This is a genomic window from Bacillus cereus, assembly GCF_002577405.1.
GTDB classification, from domain to species: Bacteria; Bacillota; Bacilli; order Bacillales; family Bacillaceae_G; genus Bacillus_A; species Bacillus_A cereus_AU.
On record NZ_NULR01000013.1, the window covers coordinates 106,980 to 123,653 of the forward strand.

The following is a 16,674-nucleotide window of genomic DNA, read 5'->3' on the forward strand; positions in this document are numbered from 1 at the left end:
GGTAAATTGTGAAATGGTCAGAAGTTAGTATTCATACAACAGAAGAAGCAGTAGAAGCTGTCTCTCATATTTTACATGAAGCTGGTGCGAGCGGAGTTGCGATTGAGGATCCAGCGGAGTTAACGAAAGAGCGCGAGCAACAATATGGTGAAATTTATGCATTGAACCCAGATGAATACCCGGCAGAAGGTGTATTAATTAAAGCATATTTCCCGCAAACGGATTCTTTACAGGAAACGATTGCGGGTGTAAAATCATCTATTGATGTGCTTCCATCTTACGACATCGAAATCGGTACTGGAAATATTACCGTTAACGAAGTCGATGAAGAAGATTGGGCTACTGCTTGGAAAAAATATTACCATCCAGTACAAATTTCTGATACATTCACGATTGTGCCAACGTGGGAAGAGTATACACCATCTTCTCCGGATGAAAAAATCATTGAATTAGATCCAGGTATGGCGTTTGGAACAGGAACGCATCCAACAACAACGATGTGTATTCGTGCTTTAGAAAAAACAGTCCAGCCAGGTGACACTATCATTGATGTAGGAACAGGTTCTGGTGTACTTAGTATTGCAGCGGCAAAATTAGGTGCGTCTTCTGTTCAAGCGTATGATTTAGATCCGGTTGCAGTTGAAAGTGCAGAAATGAATGTGCGTTTAAATAAAACAGATGATATCGTATCTGTTGGACAAAATAGTCTTTTAGAAGGTATTGAAGGTCCTGTTGATTTAATCGTAGCTAACTTATTAGCAGAAATTATTCTATTATTCCCTGAAGATGCAGCAAGAGTTGTGAAGTCAGGCGGATTATTTATTACATCGGGCATTATTGCTGCGAAGGAAAAAATAATTTCTGAGGCGCTAGAAAAAGCTGGATTTACAATTGAAGAAGTGTTACGAATGGAAGATTGGGTAGCAATTATTGCACGAAATGCGTAATATAGATTTTAGTCTATAATGAAAAGGGGGAGTCTCTCACTATAAGGTGAGGGACTTGCCGTTTGTTATATGAAAAATGATAACGTTTCGTTCTTTTCGTAAGTGTTGACTTACGAAAGGAACGAAACTCTACTAAGGTGATTATATGCAACGTTATTTTGTAGAAGAAAAACATGTAAGTGAAGCGAAAATTCGCATTGTAGGTGATGATGTACATCACATTGCGAGAGTAATGCGTATGACAGCTGGCGATCAAATTTATTGCTGTGTAAACGGAAAAACAGCAGTATGTTCAATTGATGAAATTACCAGTGAATTTATTAATACGGCTATTGTAGAATGGGTAGAGGCGTCAAGTGAACTTCCTGTTTTCGTGACGATTGCAAGTGGACTGCCAAAAGGAGACAAGCTAGAGTTAATTTTTCAAAAAGGAACTGAGCTTGGGGCAGCCGCGTTTTTACCATTTCAAGCATCCCGCTCGATTGTAAAATGGGATGCAAAAAAAGCTGATAAAAAGGTTGAGCGTTTGAAAAAAATTGTGAAAGAAGCTGCGGAACAATCGCATAGAAGCGAAGTTCCAGAAGTATATGCTCCGGCATCGTTTAAGCAATTGCTTTCAATGAGTAATGAGTATGATGTATGTCTTGTTGCGTACGAAGAGGAAGCAAAACAAGGTGAGAAATCTAATTTTGCAAAAGCTTTAACGACAATGAAACCGGGTCAAAAGCTATTAGTTGTATTTGGCCCAGAAGGCGGTTTAGCAGAGGAAGAGATTGCTGCACTTCGTGAACATAAATTTGTACCATGTAGTTTAGGACCAAGAATTTTAAGAACAGAAACGGCTCCGCTTTATGCGTTAAGTGCCGCTTCTTATCATTTTGAATTGATGGGGTGATAATCAATGGCAACTGTTGCGTTCCACACGTTAGGTTGTAAAGTAAACCACTATGAAACAGAAGCGATTTGGCAATTGTTTAAACAAGGTGGTTATGAAAGAACTGAATATGAAAAGAAATCTGATGTATATGTTATTAATACATGTACAGTAACGAATACGGGAGATAAGAAAAGCCGTCAAGTTATTAGACGTGCTGTTCGTCAAAACCCAGATGCGGTTATTTGTGTAACGGGATGTTATGCACAAACATCTCCAGCGGAAATTATGGCGATTCCAGGTGTAGATATTGTAGTTGGTACACAGGATCGTGAAAAGATGTTAGGTTACATCGAAGAATTCCGCAAAGAGCGTCAACCAATTAATGCTGTCCGCAACATTATGAAAACACGTGTATACGAAGAACTTGATGTACCTTATTTCACGGATCGTACACGTGCGTCTTTAAAAATACAAGAGGGTTGCAATAACTTCTGTACATTCTGTATCATTCCTTGGGCGCGTGGTTTAATGCGTTCTCGTGATGGAAAAGAAGTTATTAAACAAGCGCAGCAATTAGTAGATGCAGGCTATAAAGAAATCGTATTAACAGGTATTCATACAGGTGGATACGGTGAAGACATTAAAGATTATAACTTAGCTGGATTGCTTCGTGATATGGAGGCGGAAGTAGGCGGATTAAAACGACTTCGTATTTCTTCTATTGAAGCGAGTCAAATTTCAGATGAAGTAATTGAAGTGTTAGATAAATCTGAAGTAGTTGTACGTCATTTGCATATTCCGTTGCAATCAGGATCTAATACAGTATTAAAACGTATGCGTCGTAAATATACGATGGAATTTTTCCAAGAGCGTTTAGATCGTTTGAAAGAAGCGTTACCGGGTCTTGCAATTACATGTGACGTAATTGTTGGTTTCCCAGGTGAAACAGAAGAAGAGTTTATGGAAACGTACAATTTCATTAAAGAGAACCGCTTCTCTGAATTACACGTATTCCCTTATTCAAAACGTACAGGTACTCCAGCAGCACGTATGGAAGATCAAGTTCCTGAAGATGTGAAGAACGATCGTGTCCATCGTTTAATTGAATTATCTAATCAGTTAGCGAAAGAGTATGCGTCACAGTTCGAAGGCGAAGTACTTGAAATCATCCCAGAAGAGCAATTTAAAGATGGCGACCGTGAAGGGTTATATGTAGGTTATACAGATAACTACTTGAAAATTGTATTTGAAGGATCAGAAGACTTAATTGGTAAACTAGTGAAAGTGAAAATTACGAAAGCTGGTTACCCATATAATGAAGCGCAATTTGTTCGTGTTCTTGAAGATGATGTAAAAAAAGAATCGGCAAGCGCATAATAAAAAGCATGCAAACGACAAGGGTTTGCATGCTTTTTTCGTTCGTGGAGAAGTTAAGTATTGAAAAAAGAAGAGCATCCATTCTTCTTTTATTCTGTCAAATAGTTGACCTGAAGTGATAAAATGTATTATAATCGTAAAAGACATGCTGAAGAAGTGTTTCTTTTTGCATGCTGAAGTTAGTATGTAAGTGTGATGTTTCGGAGGGAGGGAAAGAGAATGTCAAAAACAGTCGTTCGTAAAAACGAGTCTTTGGAGGATGCACTTCGCCGTTTTAAAAGATCGGTTTCAAAAACTGGTACACTTGCTGAAGCAAGAAAGCGCGAGTTTTATGAAAAACCAAGTGTAAAACGTAAGAAGAAATCTGAAGCGGCAAGAAAGCGTAAATTCTAAGAGAGGGTGTAAGTTATGAGTCTTCTCGGTCGTTTAAACGATGATATGAAACAAGCGATGAAGAATAAACAAAAAGAAAAATTAACCGTTATTCGTATGGTTAAGGCTGCTTTACAAAATGAAGGTATTAAACTGCAACATACTCTTACTGAAGAAGAGGAATTAACAGTTTTAGCTCGTGAAGTAAAACAGTATAAGGACTCCCTCCTTGAATTTAAAAAAGCTGGTCGTGAAGACCTTGTTGATAAACTGCAAAGTGAAATTCAGATTTTAAGCGCATATTTGCCGGAGCAATTAACAGAAGAAGAATTAGCGAATGTAATTAAGCAAGTTATTTCTGAAGTTGGTGCTACTTCTAAAGCAGATATGGGTAAAGTGATGACTGCTGTTATGCCGAAAGTAAAAGGTAAAACAGACGGATCATTAGTGAATAAGCTGGTTATCCAGCTATTAGCATAAAAAAACGTCTCATTTCGTATGAGACGTTTTTTTATGCTTTTTTTCAGTTTGGACGTGATATTACAAGCTCTTTTTTCATACATATGGGATGAGAGGGGGTCTTTTGGAGATGAAGAAATTAGAACAAATGAAGAATTGGTTAACGAAGCAAATAGACCTGCCAGTGGATGTACTAATGGATCTACCTCGGATCACGCTTGTTGGGCAAGTGCATATCTATATAGAAAATCATCGAGGTTTATTAGTGTTTTCAGATAAAGAAGTAAGGTTGTTGTTAAAGCATGGTCAGTTATTAATTAAAGGGCAGTCCTTTGTTATTAAAACAATCCTTCCCGAAGAACTTTTACTAGAAGGGATAATTGAACAAGTGACGTTTTTAGAAAACGAAAAGAAAGAAGAGTGAGGGAAACTTCCGTATGTGAAGTTTTTCTTCTTTATTCTCGTGATGCGACTTTACTATTTAGTTTATTTCGTTATTAGGATAGTAAAACTCTTTATTTCATTTTCGTACGAGCTATTTTGCTAATTAAAGTGAAAAGTAGTGTGTCTACTTTTGGAAAGGTAGTGAAGGTAGTAGATGAAAAATAAATGGTTTATAAAATGGCTTGGATATGTAAAAGTACGAATTGAAGGTAGAGGAGCGGAACGGTTCGTTAACGAATGTGTACGTAGAAAATTATTGGTTTGGGATGTTAAGAAGATTGCTGATGAAACGTTAGTTTTTTGTATGTTATTACGAGATGTGAAAAAAATAAAACCAATTTATAGAAAGAATGAATGTAAATTATATTTTATTGGACGTTACGGCTTTCCTTTTTGGAATAAGCGTTTAATTAAAAATAGTGGATTTTTAATTGGGTTTCTAATTTTCTTTTTTGGCATGATTGCATTATCAAATATGGTTTGGAAAATTGAAATTACAGGGGCCAAACCTGAAACAGAATATATATTGATGAAAGAATTGGACAAAATGGGTATTAAAAAAGGGAAATTACAGTTCCAAATGCCTAGTGTAGAAGATGTGCAACGTCATTTGACAGATAATATTAATGCGATTACTTGGGCGGGGCTCGAAATAAGAGGAACGACATACCATTTTAAAATTGTTGAAAAAAACGAGCCGAAAAAAGAAAAGGAACAACAACCACAAAATTTAGTGGCAAAAAAAGAAGCGATTGTTACAAAAACGTTTGTTGAAGTTGGGAAACCAGTCGTCCTGAAAAATGATCATGTAGAAAAGGGGCAGCTTCTTGTATCCGGAATATATGGTAATGAGGAGAGTCCGACGATTGTTTCAGCGAAAGGTATTGTGTATGGAGAAACGTGGTATACATCTGAGGTGAATGTCCCGCTAAAGACACAATTTCAAGTATATACTGGTAATGCATACAATGAGCATTTTCTTAGATTTGGAAGTGTGGAAATAAAAATATGGGGATTTCAACATGATAAGTATAAACGCTCTCGTACTGAAAGTGTAAAACATGATGTGAAATTATTTGGTTTTACGTTACCGATTGCATACGAAAAAGATATAGTGCGAGAAGAGGAAGAAGCGAATCGAGAATATACCGAAAAACAAGCAATGAAAGTAGCGAAAGAGATGGCAGAAAAAGAACTGAAGAAAAAATTGGATGAACATGCTATGATTGTAAGTGATAAGATTTTGAGTAAAGAGGTTGAGGCGGATCAACTAAAAGTTACATTGCATTATACGGTAATCGAAAATATTGCAGAGCCACAACCAATATCTGAATCCGATATTCAAGGAGACTGAGTAATGGCAGAACAATTAGTAGAAATGAACCAGCAACTGGAAAATTCTAACGAAGCAATCGCACTTTTTGGAGTAAATGATGCTCATTTAAAAGTAATTGAAAGAGAACTTAATGTATCGATTGTAACTAGAGGAGAAACTGTTTATGCATCTGGGACGGATGAAACTGTAATACTCGTAGAAAAAATCTTACAGCAATTACTTGTTGTTATTCGTAAAGGTGTATCAATTACAGAAAGAGATGTCGCGTATGCGATTCAGCTCGCACAACAAGGGAAAATTGCTCAATTTGAAGAGTTATATGAAGAAGAAATCTTTAAAACTGCAAAAGGTAAATCAATTCGTGTAAAAACGATGGGGCAAAGAAGATATATTCATGCAATGAAGAAGAATGATATTGTATTTGGGATGGGACCTGCAGGGACTGGGAAAACATACTTAGCTGTAGTAATGGCTGTGAGAGCTTTAAAGCAAGGGTATGTAAAGAAAATTATTTTAACAAGACCTGCTGTAGAAGCCGGAGAGAGCTTAGGTTTTTTACCAGGGGATTTAAAAGAGAAGGTAGATCCGTATTTACGTCCGCTGTATGATGCACTGCACGATATTCTTGGACAAGAATACACGCAGCGTATGATGGAACGTGGAGTGATTGAAATCGCACCTCTTGCTTATATGAGAGGACGTACACTTGATGATTCATTTGTTATTTTAGATGAAGCGCAAAATACAACGGGTGCCCAAATAAAAATGTTTTTAACAAGACTAGGTTTTAGTTCTAAAATGGTTATTACAGGAGATCCTTCACAAATAGACTTACCAAAAGGGGTAAAATCAGGACTTTCTCTTGCCTCTAACATTTTATCTGGTGTATCGGGTCTTTCGTTCATTACATTAGAACAAACGGACGTTGTGAGACATCCACTGGTGCAACGTATTATTGAGGCATATGATAAAATGGAATGATCCTATTTGTCAGGATCATTTCTTTTTGTATGATAAGGTTGGCGAACGGCATATTTTTTACTATCATTAAAGATAAGGGAAATAAACTATAGGTACTGGTGTATAAAATGTTGTCCAAAAGTATCGTTGGCTAGAAGAAATGACAGCTATAAATAGTTTCACTTTATTTCTGGAGAGGAGAAGGTATTGAAATCATGTCAAAATCTCAAGAAATTTATAAGTGGTTTCGTAATTTACAACATTCGAAAAAACTAAATTGGATTTCTTACGTTGTATTAGGAGCGGTGCTGTTTTTTGCACTTATGAATAATGTAAAACCGGAGCAATTAGATGTTGAAATATATTCTATTGCGAAAAAGACAATCCATTCTCCTGTGAAAATTGAAGATAAAGTTACAACGGAAAAAAAGAAAAAAGAAGCCGCTACAAAAGTTGAAGATCAATATACATATAAAAGTGAGTATAAACAAAATAAAGTGGATATTGTGAATGACGTCTTTGCTAAAGTAGATGAAGTGGTGCAAGAGATAAAAGCTATTGGGCCAGATGAACAAAAAAAGATAACTGATGCTGAAAAAGTGGACAAGTTGAAAAAGAAATTACCTGTCGAATTAACGAAAGAGTTATCTGATTCAAACTTACTGAACTTGATTAATGCAGAACCGAGTCAGTTAGTATTAGCGAAAGATGCAGCAGTTACAGCTATTAATAGTATTATGAGCGGGCATATTAAAATGGACGAATTGAAGGATGCGAAGGATCGATATGTCAGTGAGATGAATAGTGTTAATGTGGATAATGGTTTGAAAGAATCTATTAAGGCGTTAGGGAAATATGCGATTTCGGCGAATTATTTTTATGATCCGGCTTTAACAAAAGAGAAGAGAAAAGCGGAGGAAGATTTAGTTCCGCCCGTCTATATTCTTCAAGGACAAGTTCTTGTTAGAGAAGGTGAAACGATTTCAAGTGATATGTATAATCAGTTGAAATTAGTCGGCTTGTTAGAGAAAGGTAATAGCTTCCAGCCCTATGTCGGTTTAGTGATACTCATTGGTGTACTACTATACTTTATGCATAAGCAATTTGAATTGTTTTTACAGCGGAGAAGAGAAGATAGACCGTACATTTTAGCGTATATTACAATTTTGTCTATTACAATTGTTTTAATGAAAATCATTAGTTTGTTTCAAAAGCTTGAATATGCAGGGATCGCATATGTTGTCCCAGTCGCGATGGGGACAATACTTGTAAAACTGATGATTGGTGATCGGTTTGTATTTTTAACAAGTATGATTTTTTCTGTGTGCGGAAGTATTATGTTTAATGAAGGGGTAACGAGCACGCTAAATTATAGTGTAGGTATTTATGTGTTATTAAGTTCATTATCAGTGAGTATTTTCTTGAGAGAAAAAAATCGTCGTACGATGATTTTACAAGCTGGTGTACTCGTTTCTGTATTAAATGTAGTCGTATTGGCGGCGTTATTATTATTACGTAATGGGAATTTTTCACCTCTTGAAATTGGTACGCAATTATTAATGGCTTCACTTTCAGGGATTATCTCTTCCGTGTTAGCTATGGGGATTTTACCATATTTAGAGAGTGGACTTGGAATTGTATCAAGCATGAAGCTTATGGAACTATCAAGTCCGAATCATCCGCTTTTACGTAAAATTTTGTTAGAAGCGCCAGGGACATATCACCATAGTGTAATGGTAGCGAATCTTTCTGAGGCTGCTTGCGAAGCAGTCGGAGCAAATGGTGTGTTAGCGCGTGTAGGGGCGTATTATCATGATGTAGGAAAAACAGTACAACCACAATTCTTTATTGAAAATCAGATGGGAATTGAAAATCCGCATGATAAGTTAGACCCTGTAACGAGTAAAGATATTATCATTGCTCATGTAACGGATGGGGTAAGGATGCTCGAAGAATATCATATTCCGCAAGAAATTATTGATATTGCTGGACAACATCATGGTACAACGTTGCTTAAATATTTTTACTATAAGGCGATTAAAGAAGATAAAGAAAAATATACAGAAGAGATGTTCCGTTATCCAGGATCAAAAGCAACTTCTAAAGAGTCCGCAATTGTTGGTATTGCTGACAGTGTAGAGGCTGCGGTACGTTCTATGAATCATCCAACGCCAGATCAAATTAATAATTTGGTGCAAAGTATTATTAAAGATCGCCTGCAAGATGGACAATTTAGTGAATGTGATTTGACATTTAAGGAACTACAAATCGTTGGGAAAACTTTATGTGAAACGTTAAATGGTATTTTCCATTCACGTATTACGTATCCGGAACCACCGGAAGAGAAGGAGAAAGAATGAGTTTATTAATTGATTTCATTGATGAAACAGAAGAAGTGAAAGAAGAATATGTAAATTTAATTCGTGAGATATTAGAAAAAGCAGCTCAAATGGAAAACATAGAGGATGGTACGGAGTTATCAGTAACATTTGTAGATAACGAGCGCATTCGTGAGATTAATCGTGATTACCGAGGTAAGGATCAACCTACTGATGTAATTTCCTTTGCCATGGAAGAAATGGGAGAAGGGGAAATGGAAATTGTAGGTGTAGAGATGCCACGTATGTTAGGTGATCTTATTATTTCTATTCCGAGAGCGAAAGAACAAGCTGAAGAGTATGGACATTCTTTTGATCGTGAACTTGGCTTTTTAGCGTTACATGGCTTTTTACATTTACTTGGTTATGACCACATGACAGAAGAGGATGAAAAAGAAATGTTTGGAAGACAAAAAGAAATTTTAGAAACGTTTGGATTAGGACGATGAAAAAAGGAAAACTTATAAATAGTTTTGGATATGCTATAGCAGGTGTATTTTTTTGTCTTCGACATGAACGAAATATGAAAATTCATTATTTAGCCGCAGTCATTGTAATATGCTGCGGCTTTTATTTCCATATTACGAAAATAGAGTGGGTGTTATTACTGCTTGTGATAGGAATTGTAATGAGTTTAGAGATGGTAAATACGGCCGTGGAAAAAACAGTAGACTTAGCGACTACCGATATACATCCATTTGCGAAAATTGCAAAAGATGTCGCAGCGGGAGCGGTTTTATTGTTTGCAATAATAGCCGTTATAATTGGTGCTATTATCTTTTTACCGTATGTGGTATAGTTGCATTCCAAAGCTTTTATTAAGCCTTGGAAGTGCCGTGCAGGCCTTTAATGAGAGAGTGTATCTATTCACAACTGTGAACAGGAAGGATGCGGGAATATGAATAGTCGACAATTAATTCAAGAAGCAATCGAAGCGCGTAAACAAGCGTACGTACCATATTCTAAATTTCAAGTAGGTGCAGCATTATTAACACGGGATGGAAAAGTATATCGTGGATGTAATGTTGAGAATGCGTCATATGGCTTATGTAATTGTGCAGAAAGAACAGCATTATTTAAGGCTGTTTCTGAAGGAGATAAAGAGTTTGTAGCTATTGCGATTGTAGCAGATACAAAGCGTCCAGTACCTCCTTGTGGAGCATGTCGACAAGTTATGGTAGAATTATGTAAACAGGATACAAAAGTATACCTATCAAATTTACATGGTGACGTTCAAGAGACGACAGTCGGAGAATTGTTACCAGGAGCATTTTTAGCGGAGGATTTACATGAATAGAAAAGGTTATAAATCAGGTTTTGTCTCTATTATTGGCAGACCGAATGTTGGGAAATCTACATTTTTAAACCGTATTATCGGTCAAAAAATTGCCATTATGAGTGACAAGCCACAAACGACTCGTAATAAAATTCAAGGCGTATATACAGAAAATGATTCACAAGTAATTTTCATTGATACACCAGGAATACATAAACCTAAACATAAACTAGGCGACTTCATGGTGAAGATGGCTCAAACGACATTAAAAGAAGTTGATATTGTTCTGTTTATGGTTAATGCAGTTGAAGGATTTGGTCGTGGTGAGGAATTCATCATTGAGAAATTAAAAGAAACGAAGCAACCAGTATTTTTAGTAATTAATAAAATTGACCAACTTCATCCAGAGCAATTATTAGAGTTAATTGACCAATACCGTAAACTACATGAGTTCGCAGAGATTGTACCAATTTCTGCATTAGACGGTAATAATGTTGACGCTTTAATTAATACAATTAAAAAATATTTACCAGAAGGGCCGCAATACTACCCAGATAATCAAGTAACAGATCATCCAGAGCGATTTATTATTGCAGAGCTTATTCGTGAAAAAGTATTACATTTAACACGTGAAGAAGTGCCACATTCTGTAGCTGTTGTTATTGATGCAATTCAAAAGCGCGAGGGCGGGGCAGTTTATATAAATGCAACGATTGTTGTTGAACGCGCATCACAAAAAGGAATTATTATAGGTAAGCAAGGGAAGATGTTAAAAGAAGTCGGTAAGCGAGCTCGCTTTGATATTGAAGCACTTCTTGGTTCTAAAGTATTTTTAGAAGTATGGGTGAAAGTGCAAAAAGATTGGCGCAATAAGATGTCACAGCTTCGTGACCTTGGGTTCCGTGAAGACGAGTATTAATATGGAGAAAAGCTGTAATCAGTGGGTGTTTTGTTCATCCACTGATTATTGGTTTTTATCTTGATAAATTAGGAAAAATTTTTCTCACATGAAAATGGACAAAATGGGTCAATTTAATAACAACAAAAGAAATTGGTTTACAGGCTACGCTTATTGAGAAAGGTGGATTCTTATGCTAGATTTTACCTGGAAGTTTTTCTCCAAAACAGGAAGCATTGAAACGTATTTGCTTTTGAAAGAAATGGAAAAAGACGTAAACGATGAGATGGATCAACATGAAGAGGAGCTAGCGCATCTAGACTCTCCAATTTCTTGACCCGTTTTGTTCAAACCTTGGATGGTGACGAACATGTTTCAAAAAGTTGAGGGCATTGTTATCCGTACGACAGATTACGGAGAAACGAATAAGATTGTTACAATATTCTCACGGGAATTTGGTAAGATAAGTGCAATGGCACGAGGGGCGAAAAAGCCGAAGAGTCGGTTAGCTGCTATTTCGCAACTTATGACACATGGACACTTTCTTATTCAAATGGGATCTGGACTTGGAACTTTGCAACAAGGCGAGATTATTTCATCTATGAAGGAAATTCGTGAGGATATATTTTTAACTGCTTATGCATCATTTATTATTGAATTAACTGATAAAGCAACAGAAGATAAGAAACATAATCCGTATTTATTTGAAATGTTATATCAAACGTTGCATTATATGTGTGAGGGTGTTGATCCAGAAGTATTAGCATTAATTTATCAAACGAAAATGCTTCCGGTATTAGGGATGCGCCCGTACTTTGATACATGCGCTATTTGTCATCAAGAAACAGATTTTGTCGCCTTTTCTGTCAGAGAAGGCGGTTTTCTGTGCTCACGTCATGCGGAGCAAGATCAGTACCGTATACCGGTAGGAGAGGCTGTTCATAAATTATTACGTCTCTTTTATCACTTCGATTTACACCGGCTCGGTAATGTATCAGTAAAGGATAGTACAAAGAAGCAAATGCGCACAGTGCTGAATACATATTATGATGAATATTGTGGGATTTATTTGAAATCAAGACGTTTCCTGGAGCAACTTGATAAGTTTCAAATATAAATTTGGGCCGTATACGGTCCTTTTTACATACTTTCTTTTTCGAATAGCATATTTAGTATATAATATTTAAGAGATAGTATAACTTTTTTCGTTGTGCATTAAAGGTGGTGATTATCATAGAGCTGAATAAACGGCAAGAACATATCATTCAGATTGTAAAAGATCACGGTCCTATTACAGGGGAGTCAATTGCTGCGCAATTGGGTTTAACACGCGCAACGCTAAGACCAGACTTAGCAATTTTAACAATGGCTGGTTATTTAGAAGCGCGTCCACGCGTAGGTTATTTTTATACGGGTAAAACTGGGGGACAGCTATTATCTGAAGCTGTTAAGAAAATTAAAGTGCAAGATTATCAATCTAGACCGGCTGTAATTGATAAAAATGTTTCAGTATACGACGCGATTTGTACTATGTTCTTGGAGGATGTTGGTACATTATTTGTTGTCGATCAATCTACTTTATTAGTTGGCGTTGTATCGCGTAAAGATTTATTACGAGCTAGCTTAGGAAAGCAGGATTTAACCTCTCTCCCGGTTAATATTATCATGACAAGGATGCCAAACATTGCGATGTGTCGTAGGGAGGATTCTTTATATGATATTGCGATGGAATTAATAGAAAGACAGATTGATGCGATGCCGGTTGTAAAAGATACAAAGCAAGGTTTAGAAGTGATTGGACGAATTACAAAAACAAATATTACACGTGCGTTTGTAAACTTAGTAAATAACGAATAAGTGTAATTTGTTTAAAGTGAGGTAATGTAATGGATAATAAAATCGTATATGTCGTATCTGATTCTGTAGGAGAAACGGCTGATTTGGTTGTTCGAGCAGCGATGGGACAGTTCCCGTTCGCTCCTGATATTAGACGTGTACCATATGTAGAAGATACAGGGACATTAAAAGAAGTGATTTCGATTGCGAAGAGCAATCAAGCGCTTATTTGCTTTACGTTAGTAAAACCTGATATGCGTCAATATTTATTGACAGAAGCGGCAAAAGAAGGAGTAGAGGCATACGATATTATCGGACCTCTTATTGATCAAATTGAAGGAATTACAGGGCAATTACCAAGGTATGAGCCAGGTGTTGTTCGGAGATTAGATGAAGAATACTTTAAAAAAATTGAAGCAATTGAGTTTGCAGTTAAGTATGATGACGGCAGAGATGCGCGTGGTATTTTAAAAGCGGATATCGTGTTAATCGGAATTTCACGTACATCAAAAACACCACTTTCTCAATATTTAGCACATAACAAACGTTTGAAAGTTGCCAATGTACCACTTGTACCAGAGGTGGATCCGCCTGAGGAATTATATCAAGTGGCAAAAGAGAAATGTTTTGGTTTGAAAATCACACCAGATAAGTTAAATCATATTCGAAAAGAACGATTAAAATCACTTGGATTAAGTGATGGAGCTACTTATGCAAACATTAATCGTATTAAAGAAGAAATTGATCACTTTGAAAATGTAGTTAGTAAAATAAATTGTCAGGTAATTGATGTATCAAATAAGGCGATTGAAGAAACAGCAAATATTATTGTGAATGCAGTGCAAAACCAAAAAATGTTTTAGCACATTTACCAAAGGTGAATGTGCTTTTTTCGCTCGTGGGAAACGCAATACTTGTTAACCTCGTAATAGAATATAGCGGATTGGTTATACTTATATTCTTCTGTTTTTTATTATGTTAAAAGTAGAAGTTAGTTATTCTGAAAGGTCAGTTGAAAAAATAAAGGGATATGTAGCGTAGTTGAAGAAAATATATTATAATAAAAAATTGTGATAAAAACCTATATTTTACGTTTAGACTTTAATTTTTCAGAATAAACTAGGGATAGGATTTACGAAAAAGACATGTAATTACGTTAAATCGACAAAATCTATACAAGAAAACGCACATTATGGAAGGATTCACAGAAGGGATGTAGAATACAGAAATATGCAAAACATCAATTAAGATATTATTTGATGTAGATGCATGTCCCGTGAAAACTAAAATTGTGCAAGTTGAAACGGAAACTTATGTCAAGATTTTGTTTGTCACATCGTATACTCATCGTTCAAGAAAACAGCAAGGTAATTGGATCTATGTAGATTCTGAACAAGATAAAGTTGATTTTTATATTAATCAACATGTAAAAGTAACAGATCTCGTGATCACGCAGGAAATGGGACTTGCCAATCTTTTTGTAACAGATGAGCCAATGAATACAATTTTATATAGTAAGCATGTATCTGCGAAGTTACGCAGAGAAGGGACCGATACGAAAGGTCCAAAATCGTTTGCGATACGTGATCGACAACACTTTCTAACAAGTTTAGAAAAAATATTGTCGAATTATAAAGGAATTTTTTAATTTATATCGAATACAAAATACGACACGGAGATGGAGTTATGGGGAACAGAATTCCCGAAGAAGTTGTTGAACAGATTCGGACATCATCCGATATTGTTGAAGTGATTGGTGAATACGTTCAACTTAGAAAGCAGGGGCGTAACTATTTCGGCCTTTGTCCATTTCATGGTGAGAATTCTCCTTCATTCTCCGTTTCATCTGATAAGCAAATTTTTCATTGCTTCGGATGTGGAGAAGGTGGAAATGTATTTTCCTTTCTAATGAAAATGGAAGGACTGGCTTTTACCGAAGCTGTTCAAAAGCTTGGTGAAAGAAATGGAATTGCGGTTGCAGAATATACATCAGGGCAAGGACAACAAGAAGACATATCTGATGACACTGTCATCATGCAACAAGCTCATGAACTTTTGAAAAAATATTATCATCATTTATTAGTAAATACGGAAGAGGGAAATGAAGCACTTTCGTATTTATTAAAACGTGGTATTACAAAAGAGATGATTGAGAAGTTTGAAATTGGTTATGCATCACCAGCTTGGGATGCAGCAACAAAAATTTTACAAAAAAGAGGTTTATCGCTGTCTAGCATGGAACAAGCAGGTCTTCTAATAAGAAGTGAGAAGGATGGTAGTCATTATGATCGCTTCCGTGGAAGAGTTATGTTTCCAATCTATACTTTACAAGGTAAGGTGATAGCGTTTAGTGGAAGGGCGTTAGGAGATGACACTCCGAAATATTTAAATAGCCCTGAAACACCGATTTTTCACAAAAGTAAATTGTTGTATAACTTCCACCAAGCAAGGCCGTTTATTAGAAAGCGTGGGCAAGTGGTCCTTTTTGAAGGGTATGCTGATGTACTAGCTGCGGTAAAAAGTGGTGTGGAAGAAGCTGTTGCGACAATGGGGACAGCTTTAACTGAAGAACAAGCAAAACTTCTGCGACGTAACGTTGAAACTGTTGTTCTTTGCTATGATGGTGATAAAGCAGGGCGAGAAGCGACGATGAAAGCAGGGCAATTATTGCTAAAAGTTGGTTGCCAAGTGAAAGTTACATCCTTGCCAGATAAGCTTGATCCTGATGAATATGTGCAACAATATGGGACTACCGCTTTTGAAAATCTTGTGAAATCAAGTATAAGTTTTGTTGGTTTTAAAATAAATTATTTGCGTTTAGGGAAAAATTTGCAAGATGAGTCTGGCAAAGAAGAATATGTGAAAAGTGTTTTAAAAGAGTTATCGTTGTTACAGGATGCGATGCAGGCAGAATCATATTTGAAGTCATTATCGCAAGAATTTTCGTATTCAATGGAAACACTTTTGAATCAATTGCACCAATATCGCAAAGAACAAAAGGTACAGCAAAAACAAGTAAAGCAGGTTTCTAAGCCATCTCAAATTGTTCAAACAAAACCGAAGTTAACAGGTTTTGAAAGGGCAGAAAGAGAAATTATTTACCATATGTTGCAAAGTGCAGAAGTGGCCGTTCGTATGGAACCCCATATAGAAGATTTTCATACAGAAGAACATAAAGGGATTTTATATGAACTATACGCATATTATGAAAAGGGAAATGAACCTTCAGTCGGAACATTTTTAAGTTGGCTCTCTGATGAAAAGTTGAAAAATATTATTACCGATATTTCGACGGATGAATTTATTAATCCAGAATACACAGAAGAAGTGTTACAAGGCCATTTGGAGACGCTCAGACGTCATCAGGAAAAACTTGAAAAGATGGAAATCATCTTTAAAGTAAAGCAAATGGAAAAAACAGATCCTGTAGAGGCTGCTAAATATTATGTAGCATATTTACAAAATCAAAAAGCGAGAAAATAGCTTTTTTGATAAAATTTTAGTATAATGAATG

19 protein-coding genes are annotated in these 16,674 nt (G+C 36.1%); all 19 read left to right on the forward strand.

The window, feature by feature from the left end; genetic code table 11:
• The first annotated feature begins 8 nt into the window (after positions 1-8).
• Positions 9-947 carry a 50S ribosomal protein L11 methyltransferase gene (prmA, locus tag COC96_RS16300; protein ID WP_098268137.1) on the forward strand — a complete coding sequence of 313 codons (939 nt, stop codon included), beginning with the start codon at positions 9-11 and terminating at the stop codon, positions 945-947.
• Positions 948-1,092: 145 nt separating this feature from the next.
• Positions 1,093-1,842 carry a 16S rRNA (uracil(1498)-N(3))-methyltransferase gene (locus COC96_RS16305; RefSeq protein ID WP_098268136.1) on the forward strand — a complete coding sequence of 250 codons (750 nt, stop codon included), beginning with the start codon at positions 1,093-1,095 and terminating at the stop codon, positions 1,840-1,842.
• A 6-nt stretch (positions 1,843-1,848) separates the two neighbouring features.
• Positions 1,849-3,201 (forward strand): tRNA (N(6)-L-threonylcarbamoyladenosine(37)-C(2))-methylthiotransferase MtaB, encoded by a 1,353-nt coding sequence (mtaB, locus tag COC96_RS16310; protein WP_098769060.1) that lies wholly within the window; start codon positions 1,849-1,851, stop codon positions 3,199-3,201.
• Positions 3,202-3,420: 219 nt separating this feature from the next.
• Complete coding sequence (rpsU, locus tag COC96_RS16315; protein ID WP_000048061.1) at positions 3,421-3,594, forward strand: 30S ribosomal protein S21; 174 nt, start codon at positions 3,421-3,423, stop codon at positions 3,592-3,594.
• Positions 3,595-3,609: 15 nt separating this feature from the next.
• Positions 3,610-4,053: a GatB/YqeY domain-containing protein gene (locus tag COC96_RS16320; RefSeq protein WP_060632306.1), complete on the forward strand. Its 444-nt coding sequence runs from the start codon at positions 3,610-3,612 to the stop codon at positions 4,051-4,053.
• Between the two features lie 109 nt (positions 4,054-4,162).
• The gene (gene yqfC / locus COC96_RS16325) at positions 4,163-4,456 is read left to right on the forward strand and encodes a sporulation protein YqfC (protein ID WP_002088680.1); all 294 of its coding nucleotides are present in this window, start codon (positions 4,163-4,165) and stop codon (positions 4,454-4,456) included.
• Positions 4,457-4,630: 174 nt separating this feature from the next.
• A complete protein-coding gene (gene yqfD / locus COC96_RS16335) occupies positions 4,631-5,830 on the forward strand; it encodes a sporulation protein YqfD (RefSeq protein WP_098268134.1) in 1,200 nt (399 codons plus the stop codon).
• 3 nt (positions 5,831-5,833) lie between these two features.
• A complete protein-coding gene (locus COC96_RS16340; RefSeq protein ID WP_098268133.1) occupies positions 5,834-6,793 on the forward strand; it encodes a PhoH family protein in 960 nt (319 codons plus the stop codon).
• 194 nt (positions 6,794-6,987) lie between these two features.
• The gene (locus COC96_RS16345) at positions 6,988-9,132 is read left to right on the forward strand and encodes an HD family phosphohydrolase (RefSeq protein ID WP_097906180.1); all 2,145 of its coding nucleotides are present in this window, start codon (positions 6,988-6,990) and stop codon (positions 9,130-9,132) included.
• Positions 9,129-9,599: an rRNA maturation RNase YbeY gene (gene ybeY / locus COC96_RS16350; protein WP_097906179.1), complete on the forward strand. Its 471-nt coding sequence runs from the start codon at positions 9,129-9,131 to the stop codon at positions 9,597-9,599. The genes COC96_RS16345 and ybeY overlap by 4 nt, the downstream gene beginning before the upstream one ends.
• Positions 9,596-9,949, forward strand: coding sequence for a diacylglycerol kinase family protein (locus COC96_RS16355; protein ID WP_097906178.1), 354 nt, complete (start codon positions 9,596-9,598; stop codon positions 9,947-9,949). Before ybeY ends, COC96_RS16355 begins: the two co-directional genes overlap by 4 nt.
• Positions 9,950-10,048: 99 nt before the next feature.
• Positions 10,049-10,447 carry a cytidine deaminase gene (locus tag COC96_RS16360; protein WP_098268131.1) on the forward strand — a complete coding sequence of 133 codons (399 nt, stop codon included), beginning with the start codon at positions 10,049-10,051 and terminating at the stop codon, positions 10,445-10,447.
• Positions 10,440-11,345: a GTPase Era gene (era, locus tag COC96_RS16365; protein WP_098268130.1), complete on the forward strand. Its 906-nt coding sequence runs from the start codon at positions 10,440-10,442 to the stop codon at positions 11,343-11,345. The genes COC96_RS16360 and era overlap by 8 nt, the downstream gene beginning before the upstream one ends.
• 172 nt (positions 11,346-11,517) lie before the next feature.
• Positions 11,518-11,661 (forward strand): YqzL family protein, encoded by a 144-nt coding sequence (locus tag COC96_RS16370; RefSeq protein WP_000883924.1) that lies wholly within the window; start codon positions 11,518-11,520, stop codon positions 11,659-11,661.
• A gap of 33 nt (positions 11,662-11,694) precedes the next feature.
• Positions 11,695-12,441 (forward strand): DNA repair protein RecO, encoded by a 747-nt coding sequence (gene recO, locus COC96_RS16375; RefSeq protein WP_097906175.1) that lies wholly within the window; start codon positions 11,695-11,697, stop codon positions 12,439-12,441.
• 107 nt (positions 12,442-12,548) lie between these two features.
• Positions 12,549-13,181, forward strand: coding sequence for a helix-turn-helix transcriptional regulator (locus tag COC96_RS16380; RefSeq protein WP_000583755.1), 633 nt, complete (start codon positions 12,549-12,551; stop codon positions 13,179-13,181).
• A 29-nt stretch (positions 13,182-13,210) separates the two neighbouring features.
• Positions 13,211-14,023 (forward strand): pyruvate, water dikinase regulatory protein, encoded by an 813-nt coding sequence (locus COC96_RS16385; protein ID WP_097906174.1) that lies wholly within the window; start codon positions 13,211-13,213, stop codon positions 14,021-14,023.
• Between the two features lie 413 nt (positions 14,024-14,436).
• Complete coding sequence (locus COC96_RS16390) at positions 14,437-14,808, forward strand: DUF188 domain-containing protein (protein ID WP_098769061.1); 372 nt, start codon at positions 14,437-14,439, stop codon at positions 14,806-14,808.
• Between the two features lie 38 nt (positions 14,809-14,846).
• Entirely contained in the window at positions 14,847-16,643 is a 1,797-nt protein-coding gene (dnaG, locus tag COC96_RS16395) for a DNA primase (protein ID WP_098268128.1), read from the forward strand.
• The last annotated feature ends 31 nt before the right edge of the window (positions 16,644-16,674 follow it).